At 35.9% G+C, this 21625-nt stretch carries 19 protein-coding genes and 1 pseudogene; 8 read left to right on the top strand and 12 right to left on the bottom strand.

Translation table 11 applies throughout. The features are described from left to right. Nucleotides 1-112: 112 nt before the first annotated feature. Nucleotides 113-979 carry a phosphatidylserine decarboxylase gene (locus tag ACMAYS_RS13425; RefSeq protein ID WP_412463450.1) on the top strand — a complete coding sequence of 289 codons (867 nt, stop codon included), beginning with the start codon at nucleotides 113-115 and terminating at the stop codon, nucleotides 977-979. Here ACMAYS_RS13425 and ACMAYS_RS13420 read toward each other — a convergent pair. After that, nucleotides 943-1722 carry an endonuclease/exonuclease/phosphatase family protein gene (locus tag ACMAYS_RS13420; protein WP_103217647.1) on the bottom strand — a complete coding sequence of 260 codons (780 nt, stop codon included), beginning with the start codon at nucleotides 1720-1722 and terminating at the stop codon, nucleotides 943-945. The genes ACMAYS_RS13425 and ACMAYS_RS13420 overlap by 37 nt on opposite strands. 114 nt (nucleotides 1723-1836) lie before the next feature. Here ACMAYS_RS13420 and ACMAYS_RS13415 point away from each other — a divergent pair, with 114 nt between their 5' ends. Beyond that, the gene (locus ACMAYS_RS13415; RefSeq protein ID WP_412463449.1) at nucleotides 1837-2139 is read left to right on the top strand and encodes a hypothetical protein; all 303 of its coding nucleotides are present in this window, start codon (nucleotides 1837-1839) and stop codon (nucleotides 2137-2139) included. Between the two features lie 9 nt (nucleotides 2140-2148). Further along, on the top strand, nucleotides 2149-2643 hold the full coding sequence (locus ACMAYS_RS13410; protein WP_103217649.1) for a hypothetical protein: 495 nt from the start codon (nucleotides 2149-2151) through the stop codon (nucleotides 2641-2643). A gap of 18 nt (nucleotides 2644-2661) precedes the next feature. Here the strand turns inward: ACMAYS_RS13410 and ACMAYS_RS13405 are convergent, their stop codons facing one another. Next, nucleotides 2662-3060: a hypothetical protein gene (locus ACMAYS_RS13405; RefSeq protein WP_103217650.1), complete on the bottom strand. Its 399-nt coding sequence runs from the start codon at nucleotides 3058-3060 to the stop codon at nucleotides 2662-2664. A gap of 81 nt (nucleotides 3061-3141) precedes the next feature. Between ACMAYS_RS13405 and ACMAYS_RS13400 the strand changes: the two genes are divergently transcribed. Further along, nucleotides 3142-4854, top strand: a complete 1713-nt coding sequence (locus tag ACMAYS_RS13400; RefSeq protein ID WP_103217651.1) for an ABC transporter ATP-binding protein — start codon at nucleotides 3142-3144, stop codon at nucleotides 4852-4854. Between the two features lie 22 nt (nucleotides 4855-4876). Here the strand turns inward: ACMAYS_RS13400 and ACMAYS_RS13395 are convergent, their stop codons facing one another. From ACMAYS_RS13395 to ACMAYS_RS13385, 3 genes are read right to left on the bottom strand one after another with little or no spacing between them, the layout of a single operon-like run. Beyond that, nucleotides 4877-5854: a glycosyltransferase gene (locus ACMAYS_RS13395; RefSeq protein WP_103217652.1), complete on the bottom strand. Its 978-nt coding sequence runs from the start codon at nucleotides 5852-5854 to the stop codon at nucleotides 4877-4879. Nucleotides 5855-5863: 9 nt separating this feature from the next. Then, nucleotides 5864-9538, bottom strand: coding sequence for a methionine synthase (gene metH / locus ACMAYS_RS13390; protein WP_412463448.1), 3675 nt, complete (start codon nucleotides 9536-9538; stop codon nucleotides 5864-5866). Further along, nucleotides 9538-10482, bottom strand: a complete 945-nt coding sequence (locus ACMAYS_RS13385) for a methylenetetrahydrofolate reductase (RefSeq protein ID WP_103217654.1) — start codon at nucleotides 10480-10482, stop codon at nucleotides 9538-9540. Before ACMAYS_RS13385 ends, metH begins: the two co-directional genes overlap by 1 nt. 200 nt (nucleotides 10483-10682) lie before the next feature. Here ACMAYS_RS13385 and ACMAYS_RS13380 point away from each other — a divergent pair, with 200 nt between their 5' ends. The 3 genes from ACMAYS_RS13380 to ACMAYS_RS13370 are packed head-to-tail and all read left to right on the top strand — an operon-like array spanning nucleotide 10683 to nucleotide 12468. Next, nucleotides 10683-10817 (top strand): hypothetical protein, encoded by a 135-nt coding sequence (locus ACMAYS_RS13380; protein ID WP_255407613.1) that lies wholly within the window; start codon nucleotides 10683-10685, stop codon nucleotides 10815-10817. A gap of 4 nt (nucleotides 10818-10821) precedes the next feature. After that, nucleotides 10822-11706 (top strand): hypothetical protein, encoded by an 885-nt coding sequence (locus ACMAYS_RS13375; protein WP_158246847.1) that lies wholly within the window; start codon nucleotides 10822-10824, stop codon nucleotides 11704-11706. Between the two features lie 21 nt (nucleotides 11707-11727). Continuing rightward, entirely contained in the window at nucleotides 11728-12468 is a 741-nt protein-coding gene (locus ACMAYS_RS13370; protein WP_103217656.1) for an inositol monophosphatase family protein, read from the top strand. On the opposite strand, the gene ACMAYS_RS13365 is transcribed toward ACMAYS_RS13370, so the two are convergent. From ACMAYS_RS13365 to trmB, 5 genes and pseudogenes are all read right to left on the bottom strand, one after another. Next, nucleotides 12465-15599 (bottom strand): DEAD/DEAH box helicase, encoded by a 3135-nt coding sequence (locus ACMAYS_RS13365; RefSeq protein WP_103217657.1) that lies wholly within the window; start codon nucleotides 15597-15599, stop codon nucleotides 12465-12467. The genes ACMAYS_RS13370 and ACMAYS_RS13365 overlap by 4 nt on opposite strands. A 104-nt stretch (nucleotides 15600-15703) precedes the next feature. Then, entirely contained in the window at nucleotides 15704-17140 is a 1437-nt protein-coding gene (gene rpoD / locus ACMAYS_RS13360) for an RNA polymerase sigma factor RpoD (RefSeq protein ID WP_233189712.1), read from the bottom strand. Further along, nucleotides 17114-17455, bottom strand: a pseudogene (locus ACMAYS_RS13355) (RNA polymerase sigma factor region1.1 domain-containing protein); the annotation flags it as partial. The pseudogene ACMAYS_RS13355 and the gene rpoD, both read right to left, overlap by 27 nt. Nucleotides 17456-17474: 19 nt before the next feature. Then, nucleotides 17475-19361, bottom strand: a complete 1887-nt coding sequence (gene dnaG / locus ACMAYS_RS13350) for a DNA primase (RefSeq protein ID WP_103217659.1) — start codon at nucleotides 19359-19361, stop codon at nucleotides 17475-17477. A gap of 20 nt (nucleotides 19362-19381) precedes the next feature. Beyond that, nucleotides 19382-20134, bottom strand: coding sequence for a tRNA (guanosine(46)-N7)-methyltransferase TrmB (gene trmB, locus ACMAYS_RS13345; protein WP_412463447.1), 753 nt, complete (start codon nucleotides 20132-20134; stop codon nucleotides 19382-19384). 155 nt (nucleotides 20135-20289) lie between these two features. Between trmB and ACMAYS_RS13340 the strand changes: the two genes are divergently transcribed. Beyond that, nucleotides 20290-21189 carry a hypothetical protein gene (locus ACMAYS_RS13340; RefSeq protein WP_392993544.1) on the top strand — a complete coding sequence of 300 codons (900 nt, stop codon included), beginning with the start codon at nucleotides 20290-20292 and terminating at the stop codon, nucleotides 21187-21189. On the opposite strand, the gene ACMAYS_RS13335 is transcribed toward ACMAYS_RS13340, so the two are convergent. After that, on the bottom strand, nucleotides 21186-21380 hold the full coding sequence (locus ACMAYS_RS13335; RefSeq protein WP_103217662.1) for a hypothetical protein: 195 nt from the start codon (nucleotides 21378-21380) through the stop codon (nucleotides 21186-21188). The two genes, ACMAYS_RS13340 and ACMAYS_RS13335, sit on opposite strands and share 4 nt — an antisense overlap. A gap of 8 nt (nucleotides 21381-21388) precedes the next feature. Beyond that, nucleotides 21389-21601, bottom strand: a complete 213-nt coding sequence (locus ACMAYS_RS13330; RefSeq protein ID WP_103217663.1) for a hypothetical protein — start codon at nucleotides 21599-21601, stop codon at nucleotides 21389-21391. Nucleotides 21602-21625 lie beyond the last annotated feature (24 nt).

Genomic DNA, 21625 nt, shown 5'->3' with positions numbered 1-21625 from the left:
ATACATATATAATCATAGTATAAAAAATTTTGTAACACAGAAATGTCAAATTTCTGTAAGAATTCTGAGGTCACTCGTGGATATTAATTATTTTAATCGTTATACAAATCAAATGGAAGTGGAGAAAGTTTACGGGGATACTGCTATTAATTTCCTCTATGGAAATCCTCTTGGAAAGCTAATCTCTGGTGCAATTACTTCATCAATTGTCTCGTGTATGTATGGCGAAATTCAAAATATGAACTTTACTAAGAATAAGGTTCCAAAATTTGTAAAAGATTATCAAATAAATATGGATGATTTCCTTCCAACTGAAGGACGTTCAAAAGATGACCCTTATGGCAGCTTCAATGAATTTTTTATTCGTAGGTTTAAAGAAGGAAAGAGGCCATTCTTAGATGAAGCTGATTCGATGTCTTCGTTTGCTGAAGCAAGATACTTTGGATATGAATCAATTAATAACCAAGTTAAGATACCGGTTAAGGGCAAATTTTTAAATTCAACGGAGTTATTACAGAATTCTAAGTGGGAAAGTGTTTTCGAAGATGGACCACTTCTTCTCGCTCGATTATGTCCTGTTGATTATCACCGTTTTCACTATCCTCTAGATGGTGAAGTGATTGATTACTACAAGATTGGTGGTGGATATCATTCAGTAAACCCACTTGCTCTACGTAAGAAAAATGATATTTTTTCTACAAATATCCGTGAAGTAACAGTTATGCAAACTAAAGAGTTTGGCAAAATTGCTTACGTTGAAGTTGGTGCAACGATGGTTGGTCGTATTGTACAATCAAGTGATTTAACAACATTTAAAAGAGGCGATGAGAAAGGTTATTTCTTATTCGGTGGCTCTACTGTCATTGTTATTGGTGAGAAAGGTAAGTGGTCACCAACATCAGATATCCTAAATAATACAAAGAACGGAATTGAAACTTATATTCATTTAGCAGATAAAGTTGCACAAACTGGAAAGTGATCTGATGGGTAAATCCCCTCAGAGCTTTCTTTATGAAGGTGAATTCCTTCGCACTTTAAAGTATCTTTTGAGTGAAGAATCCAGTCAATTCGAGAACCATCTTCACGAAATCCTTTGAAGCTATGATGACTCTCACACTCTTCATGCCCCAGGTCTAGCCATGGATCAGTAAGATTGAGGTCACTTTCATCTAGTACTTTCCTAACTTTTTCAAAAGGTGACTCATTAAAGTCTCCAGTTAAAATAATAGGATAGTCAGCTCTTACTTTTTCAATTTCACTAATTAGGACTTTGATTTGTTCCTTTCGTGTATCAGATTCAAGGTGATCTAAATGAGCATTCACAAAGAAGTAGTGTTTTCCATTTTCCTTGGCCTTAAGAATCGCCCATGTACAAAGTCTTGGAAATGCACTTCCAAATGATTTCGACGCAGCAATATAAGGTGTTTCAGAAAGCCAAATGTCTCCTGAATTTATTAATTCAAAGATATCTGGTCGATAATAAAGAGAAGGATACATTCTATCATCAATCCACTCACGATTTGAATCAATGATCTCAAGTCCATCTAAGAGCTCTTGGAAATCTCTTAATTGGGGCTCCCAGCCTTCTTGGGTTCCAATAACATCTGGTCGATAGGCATTCAGTGCGTTTGCAAGGATAACACGTCTCCCATCCCATGAATGAACTCCATCGGCAGGGTTATTAAATCGAATATTTGAAGAAATTACAGTGAAATTAAACATATTCCATTAATGAAAACATATTTTTCATCAATAGAAAAATAGAAAACTCCGCAATCGACACAAGTAGTTAAAAACTGACTTTTTTATTAAAAATGGGCCAGTTAAGGAGGTCTTATGGTTCAACAAGAGCAATTAATTAAAGAAATTAAAAAACGTTATCCAAAGCATACATACAAGCAGTTGGGAGAGATGTTTCAGATGCAAACGACACGTCTATTTAGATTAATGAATGGCGCAGAAATGAGAACTAGTGAGTATTTTAAGATAAAGGAAAAGCTAGAGATTAATTCTTCGGAGCTTAGCTTATTAATTCAATTCTTAGAAAAGCATTCATTCAGCTTAAGTCGTAACGACTGTAATGAAATTGTGAGTAACTTAGAAGAAAAGTTTTTTATTAGAAAGTTAACAGGGTTATAGGGAGAGAATATGTCACGTTTATTAATGGTAGAAAGAGCAATTTTAGAAGTTTGTGGTAAGTCTCAAAAAACAATATTTCAAATCTCTAATGAAACAGGAATGAGTTTATCTTTAGTTGGGAGCTTGTGTGTTCGCTTAAATAAGAAGGGCATACTAAAGAGGCAAGATAGTACATATTCGCTTAATAAAGATGCCCAAGGTTTAATGATTGCAAATGCAGTAGAGAATGTCAGAAAAGAAGTAAATGAAGTGGCCAGTTCAATTGTAGAAAATTATTTTAGTCAGAAAGAAAATCGATCATTAAAACTTCAAAAAGTTTATGTAAACAAAACAGAAGAGCTTATTCTTAATTCAATGCTTGATCAGTTGAATAGTTTTGTTGAGGAGCTTCAGCGTAATTACAAAAAAAGTTCAAATAATATTGTGAAAAAACAAAAGGTTTTACTTTGGGGACATGGTAATTATTCAGACATAATTAATAGCTCTTTAAACTTAGCGAAGTAATATTAATAATGTCTAAAATTAGCCAACGTAGCCAAAATCATTAAGCATTTTGGCCACAAGTTCTTTTAATTGATATTTTAAAATCTTATTTTCAGGAGACAGTGTAGAACATTCGATATAGCCAATCATTGTTTTAAAATCTGTCTCTCTTTCATTTTCCTTTAGCCATGAATCAAATGTGAGGATGGCCTCAATCCAAGCACGAACAGAGTATTGAGTTTTATCAATAAGACTAAATAAGAGTTCACCATTTTCTTTCTGACTTGGTGAAGATTTCAGATGCTTTTGTAGGTAACTAAAGATTATTTTTATCTCATCTTCAGAATGTATATTCTCTAACAGAAGATTAAGCCTTTCATCAGAAAGGAAGGCCACTGGATATTGTGCTCTGAGTCTTCTAAAATACTTTTCAATCATAGTGCCTAACATGGTGTGCAAACGAGTTATTTTGTTCTAAACTAGCAAAGTTAATTATATCTAATTTAGCAAGGGTTTTTCATGTTTGAAACTATTAAAAATATATGGCCACTAATCCATCGCCATCGCGCCAGAGTTATCGGAAGTATGATCTTCGGTATTGGTATGGCCTTAATTAAGGGTGGTCAAATGGCGCTAATTAATCCTCTTTTCACAAAGGGGCTTTCGCCAGAATCAACACTTGAGGAGATTCTTGGAATTGTAGGATTAGCTTGTTTACTTGCACTTATTAATTTACCTGTTCGCTTCTTTCATTTCTATTGGATGCAATTTGCAATGAACGATGCTGTATGTGAAATCAGAACAAAGATTTATTCAAAGATTCAAGATATTCCAATTTCATTTTATACGACGACTAAGCAAGGTGACGTTATTTCAACAATCTTAAATGATACGATGATTTACTCGCAGGGGATAAGTGGTCTTCTTACATTATTAAGAGAGCCGATCACATTATTTGTTTTATTAGGATATGCCTTCTATCTTGATTGGCAACTAACACTTGTTACATTTGCACTTCTTCCTATTATGCTTTTAATTTTCGGTTTCTTTGGAAAGAGAGTAAAGGCACACCAATCAGATGTTCAATCGAGACTTTCTGATATGACTCATGTCATTGGCGAAGGTGTTGGTGGACAAAAAATTATCAAGGCTTTTAATCTTCAAGATTATACGAGGGATTTCTTTAAAGGATATCAGAATAGCTTTTTTGAATTTCAAATGAAATCAGAAGTAATGAGACAAATTTCACACCCTTTAGTTGAATTTATGACAACTCTAATCCTTTCTTCAGTTATCGTTTTTGCTCAGGTGAAGATTACTGGAAATGCAATGACAACAGGTGAGTTCATTACTTTTATTGCAATTATGGCAATGATCCAAGATCCGATTAGAAAGACAAATGAAGCAAATTTAAAAATTAGCCAGGCGCAAGCTGCGGAAAAACGTATTTTTAAATTTTTAAAAGTTGAAAATGAAAAAGATGACGGTAAAAATGAGCATTCTGAATTAAGTGATAAAATTTCTTTTGCAAATTTAGACTTCTCTTACGGTGATCATCAGGTCATTAATAATTTGAGCTTTGATATAAATAAAGGTGAAAAGGTTGCTTTAGTTGGGCTTTCAGGCTCTGGTAAGTCGACTCTTATTAATGTTCTTCTTGGACTTTATCCTGTTAAAAAAGGAAGTTATAAAATCGATGGTATTGATTCAAGTGATTTCAAATTAAAATCACTACGCCATTATTTCGGCTTAGTTTCGCAAGATATCTTCCTGTTTAATACAACGATAAGAGAAAATTTAACTCTAGGTAAGGAAGTCAATGAAGCTCAAATTCAAGAAGCATTAAAAGTGGCCCATGCGATAGAGTATATTAAAGAGCTTCCAGAAGGGCTAGAAACAGTTATCGGTGATCGTGGGGTAAGACTATCTGGTGGACAAGCACAACGTTTAACAATCGCTCGTGCTTATCTTCAGGATAATGATGTCTTCTTATTTGATGAAGCGACTTCTGCTCTTGATAATGAATCAGAGAAAGTAGTTCAACAGTCGTTAAATGAGCTTGCAAAAAATAAGACAGTTATTGCTGTTGCACACAGACTTTCAACTATTCAGAACTATGACAAAATCATTGTATTAAAAGATGGAAGAATGATTGAGCAAGGCCGTCATGATGAACTAATGAACCTTGATGGCGAATATAAAAAGTTATATGAACTGAGTATGAAGTCTTAACTTCATACTCAGTAGGTATTGATTAGAATGGTAGTCGTTTTCCGGCCCTAAATGGATAAATCCATTCTGGTTCTTCTTCATTTAAATGTTGTCCATTTAAAACAATCTTATACTTTTCAACAAAGTCCTTTGTGAACCTTTCAATTGAATAGTTTTCGATTACATGATTTCTAATAAAGTCTCGATCGAATTCTTCTGCACCATTTTTAAAGTATTGAATAATCTCTTCATGGCTATAAAAAGTTCTTCCAGTTCCTTTTACGATTAGATCAGGAAGTGAACCGAAGCTAGAACCAAATACAGGTATACCTTGAGTCATTGCTTCAATAATAGCAATTCCAAAAGGCTCATGCCATCTAACTGGAAATAGTAAGGCGTCGCATTTTTGCATGATCGACAACTTATTATCACCCCCAACCATACCATGGTTGTGGATAAGAGGATGAATTCCAAGTATTGAGTTTCCACCACAGATGTGTAGATGCTTATTTGTTTTTAGAGCTATTTTTAAGGATTGCTTTAAATTTTTTACTCGCCATGATGCTTTTGCAAGAAAGAGAAGGTGTTCTATTTCTGTTATCTTATTACTTGTGTAATTGATAGGGTATTCTCTCATGTCGACAGCGTTATTTACATAAGATGTACTATTATGATTTCTTGCATGTGACTTCGAGCAAAATACCGTATTACGATCATGCTTTTCACCAGGGAAGCCATTCCCTTGGACATTTAATACGTATGGTACATCGATTCTAATTTTCTCAGGAAATGAGACGTGTACAATATCGATATTATCGGGAACAAGTTTTTGCCAATCTTCGCCTTTGTTCCATACAATATGCTTGATTCCGTGCTTTGTTACTTCACTCTCTTTTGGTCCAATAAACGTTACTTGATGTCCTTGTCTAACTAGTTCAAGCATGTGCCAAAAAACGGCCCTTTCAATTCCACCATATTTCTTTACTGGAAGAACTTTATGGTGATGGATACATACATGCATTTCTGCTCCTTATAGTATTGGCCTAAGCCATTTTTTAGTTATTTCTAGGTCCTGAGCTTTTACTTTTGAGTAATGCTCAATTTGGTCCTGGGCAATGTTTAGAATATTAAAATATTTAGCACAAGGGTTAAAGAAGATGTAGCCAGAAACTGAACTAGCAGGATACATCGCAAAGTTCTCTGTTAAGTATGCGCCAGTATTTTCTTGTACATTCATAAAATCCCACAGCTTCGCTTTTTCTGTATGGTCAGGGCATGCAGGGTAGCCAGCTGCTGGTCGAATACCAATATATTTTTCTTTAATAAGTTCATCTAAAGAAAATTCACGCTCTTCTTCGATTCCACACATCTGACGTGCTCTTTCGTGAATTAACTCTGCATATGCTTCAGCAAGACGATCTCCTACGGCCTTAACCATAATTGAAGTATAATCATCACCACTTTCTTCAAAAGTTTTAGCATACTTCTCAACTTGATCTCCCATTGTGACAACAAATGATCCAATATAATCCTGCTTTTCACCCTTTGGTAGGATGTAGTCGGCCAGAGATAGATAAGGGCGATCTTTTTGTGTCTTTTCTTTTTGTTGCCTTAGGAAATTGAAAGTACCAAATTCATTCATATTTTCATCGAGTAGGATAACATCTTCATCTTTTGAATAAGCTGGCCAAAATCCTAGGACTGCTTTTGGAGAAAAGCGATTGTTCTCAATAATATCGTCTAGGATATTTTGAGCTTCGTTATAGAGTTTTTTGGCTTCTTCTCCATAATCTTTATGCGATAAGATATGAGGGTAGAGACCTTTTAGTTCCCATGTCCAAAAGAAAGGTGACCAGTCGATATACTTTGCAATTTCAGCAACACTAATATCGTCAAACTTCTTAGCGCCAATGAATGGAGGTGTGAATTCGACAAATGTTTGTCTTGGGTCAACTCTTAAGTGATCACGGGCCGCTTCTAATGAAACCGTCGCTTGGCCACTATCTTTCTTATTTTCAAAATATTCTTTTGTTCTTTTTTGTGACTCTTTAAGATCTTTTAAAAAATCATCTCTTAGATTAGTACTTAAAAGGCTATTACAAATTCCAACTGTTTGAGAGGCATCCCCAACGTGAACGACAGGACTTGTACACTCAGGTGCAATTTTTACTGCAGTATGAGTTTTAGAAGTGGTAGCACCGCCTATTAAAACAGGTACTTCAAGACCTTGACGATTGAACTCTGCTACGTTGTGAATCATCTCATCAAGTGAAGGCGTGATAAGGCCACTTAGTCCAATGAATTTGGCTTCGTGTTCTTTGGCAGCTTTAATAATTTCTTCACAGCTAACCATAACCCCAAGATCAACAACGTTATAGCCATTGCAAGCGAGAACAACACCAACAATATTCTTTCCGATATCGTGAACATCACCTTTAACTGTTGCAATAACAAATGTATTCTTTTTACTTTTCCCGTCAGCATCCTTTTCCATAAATGGTTCAAGGTATGCAACAGCCTGTTTCATAACACGTGCACTTTTAACAACCTGTGGAAGAAACATTTTACCTGCACCAAACAGATCACCTACAACTCTCATCCCATCCATTAGAGGGCCTTCGATGACATTTATGGGAGCACCTAGCTCTTGTCTTGCTTGTTCGACATCTTCTTCAATGAATTTACCGATACCTTTTACAAGTGCGTGGGTGATACGCTCTCCAAGATTTCCTTCACGCCAAGTTAAATCGTCTTCTTTTGCCTTTGATTTTACACCTTTAAATTTTTCAGCATATTCGATTAAGTCATCAGTTGCACTTTCAGAACGGTTGAAAAGGACATCTTCAATTTTCTTCATTAGCTCAGGTTCAACGTTCTCGTAAACTTCGAGCATTCCCGCGTTTACAATTCCCATATCTAGGCCTGCTTTAATCGCATGGTAGAGGAATGAGCTATGCATAGCCTCGCGTACAATATTATTTCCACGGAATGAGAAAGATATATTTGAAATACCACCACTAGTTAAAGCGCCTGGACATTTTTCTTTTATTTCTCTTACCGCTTCGATGAAGTTTATCGCGTAGTCATTATGTTCTTCAATTCCTGTTCCAACTGTTAGTACATTTGGGTCAAAGATAATATCTGTGGCCGGGAATCCTACTTCTTCAGTTAGAATTTTAAAGGCGCGTTGGCATATCGAAACTTTTTCTTCTTTAGATGCAGCTTGTCCCTTTTCATCAAATGCCATGACAACAACGGCCGCTCCATATTGAAGGATCTTTTTCGCATGTTCTTTAAAAACTTCTTCACCTTCTTTTAATGAGATTGAGTTAACAATCCCTTTTCCTTGAATACACTTAAGCCCTTCTTCGATGACCTCCCACTTAGATGAGTCGATCATAATAGGAACCTTACAAATATCTGGCTCAGATGCAATTAGGTTTAAAAATTTAACCATACAAGCTTTAGAGTCGAGGAGACCTTCGTCAAAATTCACATCGATGATATTTGCTCCATTCTCAACCTGCTGTCGGGCAATATCTAAAGCTGCTTCAAAGTTTTCTTCACGAATAAGGCGTGCAAATCTTGGTGAGCCTGTCACGTTTGTACGTTCTCCAACCATGATGAATGGACGCTCTCCTGTATAATCAAGATTTAACGGTTCAAGTCCTGAAAGTCTTTGCGTTTTAGGGAGATCGTGTTTTTCGCGAGGATTGATATCTTTTAGATGATTGTAAATAGCGTTGATATGATCAGGAGTTGTTCCACAACAACCTCCAACAATATTAACGAGCCCCGATTCTGCAAACTCTTCAAGAAGAGCAGCTGTCTCATTTGGCTTTTCATCATAACCTGTATCACTTAACGGATTAGGAAGTCCTGCATTAGGGTAACAAGATATCAAGCAGTCTGAAACTCTTGATAACTCTTCAATATATGGGCGCATCTCTTGTGCTCCAAGTGCACAATTGATACCAACACTAAATGGCCTAGCATGTTCAACTGAGTTCCAAAAAGCTTCAACAGTTTGACCTGATAGAGTTCTTCCTGATGCATCTGTAATAGTTACAGAGAGCATAATTGGAGTATCAAGGTTGTTATCATCTAAATACTTTTTCATTGCAAAAATTGCAGCTTTTAAATTTAGTGTATCAAATGAAGTTTCAGCCAAAAGAAGATCGGCTCCGCCGTCAATTAGTCCTTTTGTTTGCTCATAGTAATTATCGACAAGTTCATCAAATGTAATACCTCTAAAAGCAGGATTATTCACATCAGGTGAAATCGAAGCTGTTTTATTTGTTGGACCTAGAGCACCTGCAACATAACATTTGCGCTCCGGATTTTCTTTCATGAATTCAAGACAAGCCTCTTTGGCAATCTTGGCCGCTTCCACATTTAGTTCATATGCAATTTCACTTAAGTGATAATCGTCTTGAGCTATTCTCGTTGCCGAGAAAGTATTTGTTTCAATAATATCTGAACCAGCAGCAAGGTATTTTGTATGAATCTCTTTAATAACTTCTGGTTTAGTAAGATTTAATAAGTCGTTATTTCCTTTCAAGTCTATCTTAGTATCTTGAAAGCGATTTCCTCGAAAATCTTCTTCTGTTAGATGGTATTGTTGGACCATTGTTCCCATAGCACCATCTAGAAAAAGAATTCTATTCTTTAGTGTTGATTCTAATTCACTACGAATATCTTTCATTAATATATACCTTTTAAAACTTCTGAAACATTTGCACTATCATTCATTACATAGAAGTGAACTGAAGGAACATTTGCATTTAGTAATTCTTCCGTTTGTTTTCTTGCCCATTTAATTCCGATTTCTTTAATATGTTCTGAATTTTCTGTCGCTTCATTTACGAACTCATCTGGGAAGTCTACATAGAAGTGCCTTGGTACATTTGAAAGCTGTCCCATGCTCTTAATGACTTTAATTCCTGGAACAATTGGACACGTGATTCCAGCTTCACGACATTTATCAACAAATTCAAAATACTTCGTATTATCAAAGAACATCTGTGTAACGATATAATCAGCACCAGCATCAACTTTCTCTTTTAGGTACTTTATGTCTGTCGCTAGATTTGGAGCCTCGAAGTGTTTTTCTGGATAGCCTGCAACACCAACAGAAAAGTCTAGAGGTAAGCTATTTGAAATATCATCAAGATAGATACCTTTTTTTACGTTATCAATTTGCTCAACAAGGTCTTTTGCATAGAAATTTCTTTGGCGAGAAAGATCGTATTTTTTATTATAGTTAAGGGCGTCTCCACGTAAGGCCAAAACATTATGAATACCGAGGTAGTTAAGTTCGATTAGAGCATCCTCAGTCTCCTCTTTGGTAAAACCTTGAGTTAAAAGGTGAGTAACTGTATCGATTTTAAATCGATTTTGAATAACTCCACAGATCCCAACTGTTCCCGGTCGTTTCTTGTAGATCTTTCTCTCAACTGAGCCATCATTTTTTTCGTTATAATATGCTCCTGCTGAGTGTGCTGTTACGTCAATCCATGACGGATTAAATGGCAAGAGCTCCTTAACGATATCCGTTACAGCTGAAATATTTTTTCCTCTTGGTGGAGGTACAATTTCAAAACTAAAAAGTGGGCTCGTCGCCTTGTCGATGTGCTCGATAACTTTCATTCGTGTATTTCCCTATGTGTAAATTAGACACCTTATTTTAATCATTTATGAGCAATAAGAAAAGGCGAGGGCCCCTTTTTCTGGGGCCTTAGGTTAATTCGAATGAATCAGGTAAATGGAATATTTAGATAACTTTAGAGGTTAAATGGGGGGAGCTAGAAAGCATCATGTTTGCTTCTAACTTGAAGGATTTTTAACCTATGGCCGAATATATTTGGACTTTTTTCACAAATGAAATGAGTGATCTATTCCACAATGAAATATATTGCCTAAATTCAGGTGCTTATGAGTTTCACGATGGGCCAAAAACTGTTATCATATTTATTAGAGGATGATTTGATGAATCAGGATCAGATTTACCATTTAGAAAGTGAGTTTATTAGAGTTTCAGTTACGAAGCAGGGAGCTGGGCTATTATCAATATTTGATCTTGAATCATATGTTGAATATCTATGGCAAGGTCATCCAACTCTAAACCCTTGGAAGCCACAAATAATTTTTCCAATTGTAGGAAAACTTAAGGATGACCAGTATTGGTTAGGTCGAAAATACTATCACATGCAAAAGGATGGCTTTCTTAAAGACCTTCAATTCGAAGTCAAAAATCATCGTAAAGATCGAATTACCTTCGTTCATACGAATAGCCCCGATACAGAGCTTATATTTCCATTTCGCTACAGTATTGAAGTTACTTATATGGTTTATGGGCCAAAACTTACAGTTTCTTTTGTTATTAAAAACCTTGATAAAAAAGAAATGTTCTTCTCTTTAGGCTTTGCTCCAACTTTCAATGTTCCTTTAGGACCAGAAGGGCATGATGATTGCTTTATTGAGTTTTCAACTCAAGAAGAGCGTGGAGCGTATTTTCTTGAAAATGATTTAGTTAACTTTCATGATGCGGATAATAAAAAAGTTGTTCAAGATTGTCGTGTTTTCTTCACTCAAGAAAATTTTAGAGGTGGAGAAATGGTATTTAAGGATATTAAGTCAAAGAGTATCGCTCTTAAGAATATTTTAAATGAGAAGTCGGTTAATATAGATCTAGGGAATATTCCATATTTATCAATTTGGACATATCCAGGTGCGAACTTTGTTAGGATTGCGCCAGCCTTTGGAGTTACTGATGCTCTAGATTCAAATAATGACTTTTATACGAAAGAGGGACTAATCGATTTAGAGCAAGAAAAGACCTTTAAGCACGAGTTCGTCTTTCACATAAGATAGTCATATCCACTAGGACCAATAATGTATCGAAATGAATTAGAAGAAATAAAGAGCAGTATTCATACTAAACTCGACACAATGGTGTGGGGTGATATGTCTATTGAAAGAAAGGCCGATAAGAGTATTGTAACTGAATTTGATATTTTTGTGTCTGATCAAGTGAAAAAGGTTTTTCATGAATCAAATTTTGATTTTAATTTCTTTTCAGAAGAGGACCAAGAGAGCTTTGAGTTTCCTGTCATTGTTCTAGACCCAATTGATGGTACTCGAGAATTTGCCAAGGGGTACGGTGAATGTGCTGTATCTTTAGCTATTTTATATTCTGCTGATATTCACGATGATCGAAACTTTGGTTGGATTTATAATCCTTTTACTGGATTTGAGATTACAAGTGATGTGAAATATCCACTTGGAAGTCGCCATGCTCATGCTGAGGCGGTAAATATTATGATCTCCCGTTCAGAGTGGGAGAAGGGTGCTAATAAATTAGATTTTAAGCATAACTTCAGGATAACTCCACTAGGTTCAATTGCATTTAAATTAGGTCTTCTCGCAGCAGGTGCAGCAGAATGTGTAATCTCATTTCGAGATAAGAATATTTGGGATATTGCTGCTGGAGTAATTATTTGTCACTCTAGAGGAATCTACTCAGATGAGATTGATGATCTTTCAACAAAGAAGTTAAAAGGACCATTCATCTTCTGTCGAGATGAGTTAAAAGAAGCTGTTCATAAAGAAGTGAATCGTTTAAAAAATTCTTAGTTAAATAACTCTTCAAAATCTTTCATTGTGAGTTTTCCGCTGAATAGTTCTTCATCATCTTCAGGAAGAAGTTCTTTGAATAGCTCACGTTTGATATCTTGTAATTTTAAGACTTTCTCTTCAACTGAACCTTTAATAATAGGTCTAAATACGTTTAGAGTATTTTTCTGACCAATACGATAAGCTCTGTCGATCGCTTGAGATTCAACAGCTGGGTTCCACCAAGGATCCATAATGAAGACATAGCTTGCTGCTGTTAAGTTAAGACCAACACCCCCGGCCTTTAGAGAAATAAGGAAAAGCTTTGTTTTCCCACTTTGGAATTCATCTACTGCTGCTTGTCTCTTCTTAACATTCAGAGAACCATCAATTCGAGAATACTTCCAACATTGGCTATCAAAAGCAGAACCAATGATATCAAGATAAGTCGTAAATTGTGAGAAGACGATAACTTGGTGACCTTCTTCAACGATTTGTTCTAAACTTTCAATTAGGTAGTCAACTTTTGTTGAAGTAAGACTTCTAATATCCTTTGTCGTTTTATTGCTATGATTTTGCCACAGACAACTTTGACGTAATTCAAGAAGCCCTTTGAGAATTTCTCCATACTTCTTGTTCTTAGGAGCATTATTAATATTATCTTTAATTGATTGTAATTTGTTTTTGTAAAACTCGTCTTCGCCTTCATCAAAACTAAGGAGAACATTATTCTCTATTTTAGGAGGAAGGTCTGTGAGAACTTGATTCTTCGTACGCCTAAGGATAAATGGGGCGGCAGTTTTTCTCGCGTATACTCTTGATTTAGGAGTAGAGCTAGATCTTAAGAATCTTAGATCTCCCCAGATACCAGGTATACTAAGATCAATAATATTAAAGAATTCAGCAAGATCGTTTTCAACAGGTGTACCCGTTAGGCAGATTCTAAAGTCTGCATTGATTTTTCTTGCAGATGACGCTCCAAGTGAGCGCATATTTTTAAGGTGCTGAACTTCATCCAGAACGAGTACATCATAATGTGATTCTTCAAATTCAGCTTCAAGTTCTCTTTTTAAGATTCCATATGAAGTTAGGATTACTTTCGCTTTGCTATCTTCAGGTAATTCTCTGTCTGCACCGTGGAAGATATGAACATCGATATCCGAGAATTTTTTAAATTCATTTTCCCAGTTAAGTAGTAGGGAAACTGGACAAACAATTAAAACTTTATCGATCTTATCGTAGATACTCTCAATAAAGGCGATTGTTTGAATTGTCTTACCAAGACCCATGTCATCTGCAAGACAGGCCCCAAGCTTATTTTCATGAAGGAACTTAAGCCAATTGTAACCAGTCTTTTGGTATGCCCTAAGAGTTGAACCTAGATGTTCAGAGATAGGGTAGTCTGGAATACCTTCTAGATTTTGAAGTCTTTCACAAAGCGCAATTTCTTCTTCTGTAAGCGCTCCTTCTAGACCAATTTTCTTAAGTTCAAATAATTCAAAAATTCTGGCACGAGAAAAGGGTAAGATAAATTTTTTAAATTTTCCATCTTGTATCTCTTCTTTTGCTTCAAATTTTGTATATTTTTGTACAAATTTTAAAAGATCTTTTTGCTCATTGTTTAGTAAGATGACACCATCTTTAGTAATGGCAATACTATTGTCCAAATCGACGTTCTTGAGGACTTCTTGGTCGACGTCATTTATTTCTAGTTCTAAATCAAACCAACCTGAGCGCCCAATTTGCTTTCTTTCAAAGCGTATTCGCGAGTTCCAGTTTTTGATTTCATTATTATTATAGAAAATTTCAACACCGTAAGGTTTTGTTACCGTAAATAACTTAGAAAGACCTTGAGTGATTTGCGACATTGATACCTGAAAGATAACTTCATTAGTATCTCTGTAAAGGTAAGAGTAGCGGAAAAAGTGATCTCCAAACTCTGTTACCATGACTTTAAATAAAAGGCGTTGAAGCTTATTATCATATTTATAAAGCTTATGATTTTCGTGATCAAAGCTCAGCGTATAGTCTTTACTAACAACTTCTGAAATAAGGCGAATCCACGAAGACTTTTTCGATTTTCCTGATAGTGACTTTTTATAACTATCAACACCTGTTTCAAAGTAGTGTTGAACTTCTCTTAGGAAGTGATAGGCTTCAATCTTCTTTCTAAAAAGATCAAGATAGCCACCTTCAAAAGTGAGAGAGGCCATAAATTGTGGAGGCCTAGTCCTCTTATCTTCCTTATTGAAAAATTCAATTGAGAAGTTGTTGTAACCCTTTCTTTGAGAGTTGTTTATATAAATTCTTAAGTCAGGAGACTCAATACTTGAAATATCGAATTGGTTTCCTTCAACTTCAAATGCGATATATTTTTCTAGCCTTTCTGAATAAGCCAGATTTAAGGCATCATCGATTTTATATGATGTTAAGTTTGATCTTAGAGTCGAAAAGAACTCTTTTAGTTCACTTGGTAGCGAATATAAATGACCAGTATCCCAATTAAATAAATATATACTTTCAAAAATACTAATATTTCGATGAGTTTTTCCCTCATCATCGAGTAAGGCAAAACGAATACTCGATTTTAAGTCATCCTGAAAATCTACACGTTGCTCTTTATTTGGAGCAATATTGAAAACAAGTTTCCCCGAAAGATTTTCAGGGATAGGGAATTCAATAGTTTTCTTAGATGTTAAAGAATAGTTTAGTGTAGAGTATGTCGGGCCATGAGGCGCATTTTCTAGCTCGTGTGGTCCACTAAGAATTGTTCCATACTCAAGAGGGTAAACACCATATCCTCCAATTGGTGGAAGGTGTGTACTTGTATCTGACTGATCGTTTGTTGTCGCAATATAGTACATAAAGAGCGCAGCTGTATGGTGACAGTGCTTTTCTTTTGTCCACTCTAAACAGTCACATGAAGTTGAGAGTGGAGACTCGTCAGTTCCCTCAAGTCTTTTCTTGTAAACAACTTTAGACTCATAAGGACGGTCTTCTTTGATAATACCTGTTGTAATTAGGTAACCATCAAGACTTCCTTTCTTAAATGAAAGAGAGACCTTCCCAAGGCTGAGAACTTTTCTGGCCTTTGAAATTGCCAGAGTTGAAAAATATTTTTTTGCTAGGTCGAGTCCAGGTTCTTGTGTCATATATTACTTTTATGTCTAAAAGCCTTATTATAACGCAAAATTAAGGAATGTAATAGTTTTAGTTAGCTCAAGTAATAAGGCCCCTTAATAGGGGCCTGAATTACTTAGTTATTTTCGATATATGACTTAAGAAGTTTTGCTCGAGAAGGATGTCTTAGCTTGCGAAGTGCTTTTGCTTCGATCTGTCTAATACGTTCACGAGTTACGAAGAAGTCTTGTCCAACCTCTTCTAGAGTGTGGTCAGATTTCTCACCAATACCAAATCTCATTCTTAGAACTTTTTCTTCTCTTGGAGTAAGAGTTGAAAGTACTGAACGAGTTTGCTCAGATAATGTAATGCTCATTACAGCATCTGCAGGTGAAATAATTTTCTTATCTTCAATGAAGTCTCCTAGAGAAGAATCCTCTTCCTCACCAATTGGTGTTTCAAGAGAGATTGGCTCTTTAGAGATCTTTTGAACTTTCTTAACCTTATCAACTGGCATTTCCATCTTCTCAGCAATTTCTTCTGGAGTTGGCTCACGCCCAAGTTCTTGGATAAGTTGTCTTTGAGTTCTAACCATCTTGTTGATTGTTTCAATCATGTGAACTGGGATACGGATTGTTCTTGCTTGGTCAGCAATGGCACGAGTAATGGCCTGACGAATCCACCAAGTTGCATAAGTTGAGAACTTATAACCACGACGGTACTCAAATTTATCAACAGCTTTCATAAGACCGATGTTACCTTCCTGAATTAGATCAAGGAATTGTAGACCACGGTTTGTATATTTCTTAGCAATAGAAACAACAAGTCTTAAGTTTGCTTCAACTAGTTGAGCCTTCGCGCGGTCAGCTCTTTCTTCACCATTAGTGATAATCTTGTAAACTGTTTCGATATCATCAAAGCTCATTCCAGCTTCTTGTGATAGTCTTCTTAGTTTTCTTAGAATATCTTCTTGGTTACGAACTAGTTGCTCTACCTTTGCATCAGTTGTGTAAAGCTCTTTAGCGAATGCACGTTTGAATGCATCGTCTTCCATAATCTTTTCATGAAGATCACGGTAAGCTTCAATTGTTTCTACTTCTAGGAATTTAAAGATACGATCTTGTTGCTCGTAAAGATCTTTAAATTGTAGGTAGTACTTCTTAACTGGCTCAACGAAGCTATTGATGATCTTTCTGTTGAAAGTAAGATCCGCAAGCTCTGTTGCAATAGAGTCCATTTTTGTTTTTTCAGTTTTTGAAAATTTATCAAGAGTTCCATCATCTTCGTTTAGTGAAGAGTCATAGATTTCTTTAAGCTCATCACATACATTGATGATTGTTTTCTTAACCTTATCAATGTCTTTTTGTGTTGATTCATCATCAAGACCACGTACAAGCTCTCTTACGAACTCAGTTGGGTTTTCTAGTTCATTGATACGATCTTTTAGGTTAATGATTTCTGCAATCGCGTGAGACGATTTAAGTGAAGAAAGAATAATTTCTCTTTCACCTTCTTCGATTTCTTTTGCAATTACAACTTCGCCTTCTCTTGTAAGAAGGGCAACAGAACCCATTCTCTTTAAATATAATTTTACAGGATCAGTTGAGGCACTTCTAAGTTCAGCTCTCTCTTCTTTTGAAAGCGTCTCTTCAATAATTTCTGTACCGTCAAGCTTGATTCCTTCATCTTCCTCTTCAACTTCATGATCAGTTACTTCAATCTCTGATTCGCTGATAGCTAGCATAATGAGGTCAAGTTCTTCAGGAGCAATTAAACTTGCTGGAATAGCATCGTTAATTTCTTCTGGAGTTAGAGAGTCTTGATCCTTACCGCGAGCGATAAGTTTTTCGAAACCCTTTGATTTTAAAAATTGTGCAGCACTTGACATGTTTGGTTTCTCCAGTCTTTTACTTTTTTAAAGCGTGAAGCTTTCTTCGGATTTTAAAAATCTTTTCATTCAACTTAGTTTCTTCTTCTTGAGTTGTAATATTACTTCTCTCAGAATCTAAGCGACCAATTTCTTCTTCTAGACTAACTCTTTCAAGTTTTGTTTTAAGGTCTTTAATAATTTTAAACGCTCCCTCTTTTTCTAGTTTGATTCCTTTGTATTTCTTTATGCCCTCATCGATTATTTCATGTAGGCCGAATTTGGAAGAACTCGAAAGCGCAAAGTTTTTAAATTCCCTCTCATCTATTTCAAAGATTAAATTTTTCAGATTTAAAATATATTCTTTTACCCTATCTGAGTGCATAAAATCAAGCAGATCGGTCATTTCATCATACTCAAGACAATCCGGATGTTCAACGATAGCAAGCAGTAAAGTCTTCTCCGTTTTTGAGATTGGAGCTTCAACTTCATCCATTATTGGCATCACACTTGCATCACTTTCGATGAAACTTGCCATATAGTCTTCGTCAAACTCAGCTGGAACCATTTCCATTGGTGGATTCTCTTCAATGGCCGGCTTAAAGGCTGGAGATTTCTCATTTTTTAAGAAATCTTCATAATTCTCGATAATACTGTCTTTACTTGATTCAAGATTAAGTTTTTTGGCCCAGCTAACAAGTCTTTCGATAGCGTTCAGGTCTTTACCTAGTGGAGATACAAGATCAAATGCCTGTTTTAGAAGAGCTAGCTTTTCATCGAGAATTTCAATCTTACGATCTGGTAGTAATTTTGAAAATTCATAGTCAATAAATGGAACAGCGTTATCAATTCTGTCTTGATAGGCAATGATACCTTCCTTTTCAAGGAAGTCGTCCGGATCTTTATGGGGATTTAGATCGACAAACTTAGGGATAATACCTGTTTCAAGAAATTGGCGATTGGCCCTCTGTGAAGCCTTAAAACCAGCTTCATCATTATCAAGCGAAAGATAAATATTCTTTGTCATGGACTTAAGCGTACGAAGAGAGTTGTCGCCAAGGGCCGTCCCCATGATTGCGACACTATTTTCAAAACCCTTCTTGTAGTTTGCAATTTGGTCCATATTTCCTTCAACTATAATCACGCTATCGCGCTTTCTAATGAATGATTTTGCAAGATGGAGGCCATAGAGAAGGTTTCTCTTGTTAAAGATGAACGACTCTATAGAATTCATGTACTTAGCGTGTTGATATTCATGAATTCGTCGGCTAGTGAAGCCGATAACTTTACCGTAATGGTCCCAAATCGGAAACATTATGCGTTCACGAAAAGTATCATAATGGGACTTGTTGTCGGCATTATATTTAACGATACCAATTTTCAGGGCCGTCTGTAGAATCTCTCCACGGTCTTTGGCCGGAAGGGAACATATATAGTCGTAGATGCTATTTTTTTTAGGAGCAAATCCTAGTTGATAGAGATCTGCAATTTCATTGCTTAAATGACGATTCTTTAAAAAGTCTAAATACTGTTCAGGTTTGAGGTTTCGCCCTGACTGAAAGTAGATAGTTGATGCAACTTTAAGAATTTTTTCAGCATAAATGAACTCTTTCGACTTTTCTTTAGTATTTGTATAAGAGTCGAAATCGATACCAAACTTATCGCAGATATCTTTCATGGCCTCGATGAATTCGAGGTTTTGAAGATTCATAACAAAGTCGAAGTGACTGTGACCTGCTCCACATGAGAAGCATTTATAGATCTTCTTGTCGTTAACAACAGACATCGAAGGATTTGTGTCGTCGTGAAATGGACAGACCCCATAAAGGTTGTTGCCCTTGCGAACTAAGTGCACACCATAGCGCTCGATTAAATCAGAAATCGGGATCTCATTGACGATCTTTTCGCGCAGTCTTTGTAATGACATGTGTGTGCTAACCTAGCTTATTAATTTGCTTTTTTGGATTTTAGAACAAAAGCCTTAATATTTACACCTTGCTCGATAAATATTTTCTCAAACTTTGTTTTAAATTGGCAAAGTAGGTGATCTGAAGCATCGTTCCATAGATCTTTTGTCTCGAGTTCAAGCTCAAATAGGTCCTGTTTCTCGATAACTTCCTTCATCCACTCCGCATAACCATCGTGATCAGTCTTCACAAAGAAATATCCGCCTGGCTTAATAACTTTGTATGCTCTTTCAAGAAAAGGAAGTTGAAATAGTCTCTTCTTGTGATGACGCGCCTTTGGCCATGGATCAGGGAAGAAGTAGAATACTTTATCTAATTCATTCTCTGCAAAAAGGTGTTCGATTCTTTCACCCTTAGCTCTTAAGTATTTAAAATTACGATATGGAAGTGACTTTAACTTCTTAGCTAAGGCGTAGCTTCTCTTAAAGCGATAATCTAAACCAACAAAGTTTTGGTCTCTATAAGCATCACAATATTGAAGCATAAAGTGGCCGTATCCAGTTCCGATCTCAAGGCATAACTCGCCATCTTGCGTGAACACTTCTTTGTTCCAATTACCACGGTGAACTTCAGCTTCTTCATCTCTTAGAACAAATTCACTAAATTCCTCTAACTTATCATGGTAAGGGTTGCGGTGCTTGTACTGAAAGTCCTTAGCAAATGACTTGTCTTGGTCTTGTTTGTACGCAAATGGATCGTTTGTCGCTTCTTGAGCGTCTGATTTTACTGGCAACTTATACTCCTAAATGATTATTGCACCTAGTTATCAAATTGAAGGCGCTCAGGCAAGGCTTTAAAACCTTTCTACAAGGTTTTGAAGAGGCATTCATAAATAAATATTAGGGATAATTAAGTATTAATTAACTCAAAAGCTATGGAAACTGTAGTATGAAGTTTATTTTGCAACTATTTCTAATTTTTCATCTCTCTCAAGTTGCCCATGCCTTCGATGCAATGAGCAGAGGGCCAGCTTCTATTGATCCTACTCCCACTTATAAGGAACATGAAGTTAGTATTATTCAAGGACATTATCGACATCTGTATTTTCGCTATTTTCTAGAGGAGATATTAACACTTTCTCGAAGTGACTTCGGTGATTTTAAAGTTAAGAGCCTTGAGTGCGGAAATGAGAAAGAATGTGTGGAGTCGGGAGCTTATAAGAAAGGTGATATTATTTATTCTCCTTCTGAAAATTGGGATTTAGCAGATTTTAAAAAAATAGAGGCCCCGATCTTATCTGGCTTGATGGGACTTCGCTTGCCGGTTTATGAGTATAAAGATCGCATGAAATTTGAAGCGATAAAATCCCCTGAAGAGTATAAGAAAAAGCGTGTATCATTTAATAAGAATTGGCGCGATTATAAAATATTAGAAAAATCAAAGTTTAAACTAATTGCAGTTGAGACATTTGATGACATCTACGGTGCACTAACTGATAGTCGAGCAGACTATACTCTTAGGGGAGTTTCTGAAGCATTTATTGAAGTGCTCAACCAAAAAGAGAATCTTCTCATTGATACAAAAAACTTTATCTATTATCGTTATCCAGTTTATCTCTATGTGAGAAAAACTAATAAGAGACTCTATCGAGCTTTGATTTTAGGAATGAAAAAAATGGAAAGCCAATCCTATAATAACTTTACTAGAAGTTTTGTCGGACAAAACCTTGTCTTGGACGAAAGAGAGAGTTGTAAGATCTATAATGTGAATACAGAAGTCGTCCAGGTTTTAAAGCAATGTGAGCTAAAGGGTCTAATTGAAGCTGTTGCCAACTTCAATCGAAATTAACCTTTTAACATTTGCTCAATAAGACGAGCTGCTTTCTTTGCTTCTTGTGGATTTTCTAAACGCTTTTGAATGAGCTTTTGAAGTTGTTCAACTTCTTGCTTCATCTTCTTATTGCCTTGAGGGGCAGTAGGTGCTGAGTTTTCACGTGAGTCAGCACCCTTAAATAAGTGAGTATATTTTTTAACACCCATGAGAATTCCTAAGCAACTGCTTCAGCTGCACCTTTTTTCATTGTAGAAACTCTTTTCATGTGTTCCTCAATTACTTCATATAACTCTAGTTTTGTTGAATACGGATCCATACCATCAGGCATTGTCGAATAAATTACTTCGTTGTTGATTTCTGCAAAGATAAACCAGTTGTTACCTAGTTTTTGAAAAAGAACTTCTGTACCTTTGTGTTGAATTGTCATAAATCATCCTCCTGAAATAGTTTT

Origin of the sequence: Halobacteriovorax sp. RT-2-6 (assembly GCF_047085025.1) — a bacterium.
GTDB lineage: Bacteria > Bdellovibrionota > Bacteriovoracia > Bacteriovoracales > Bacteriovoracaceae > Halobacteriovorax_A.
This window is presented reverse-complemented; position numbering and strand designations above follow the sequence as displayed.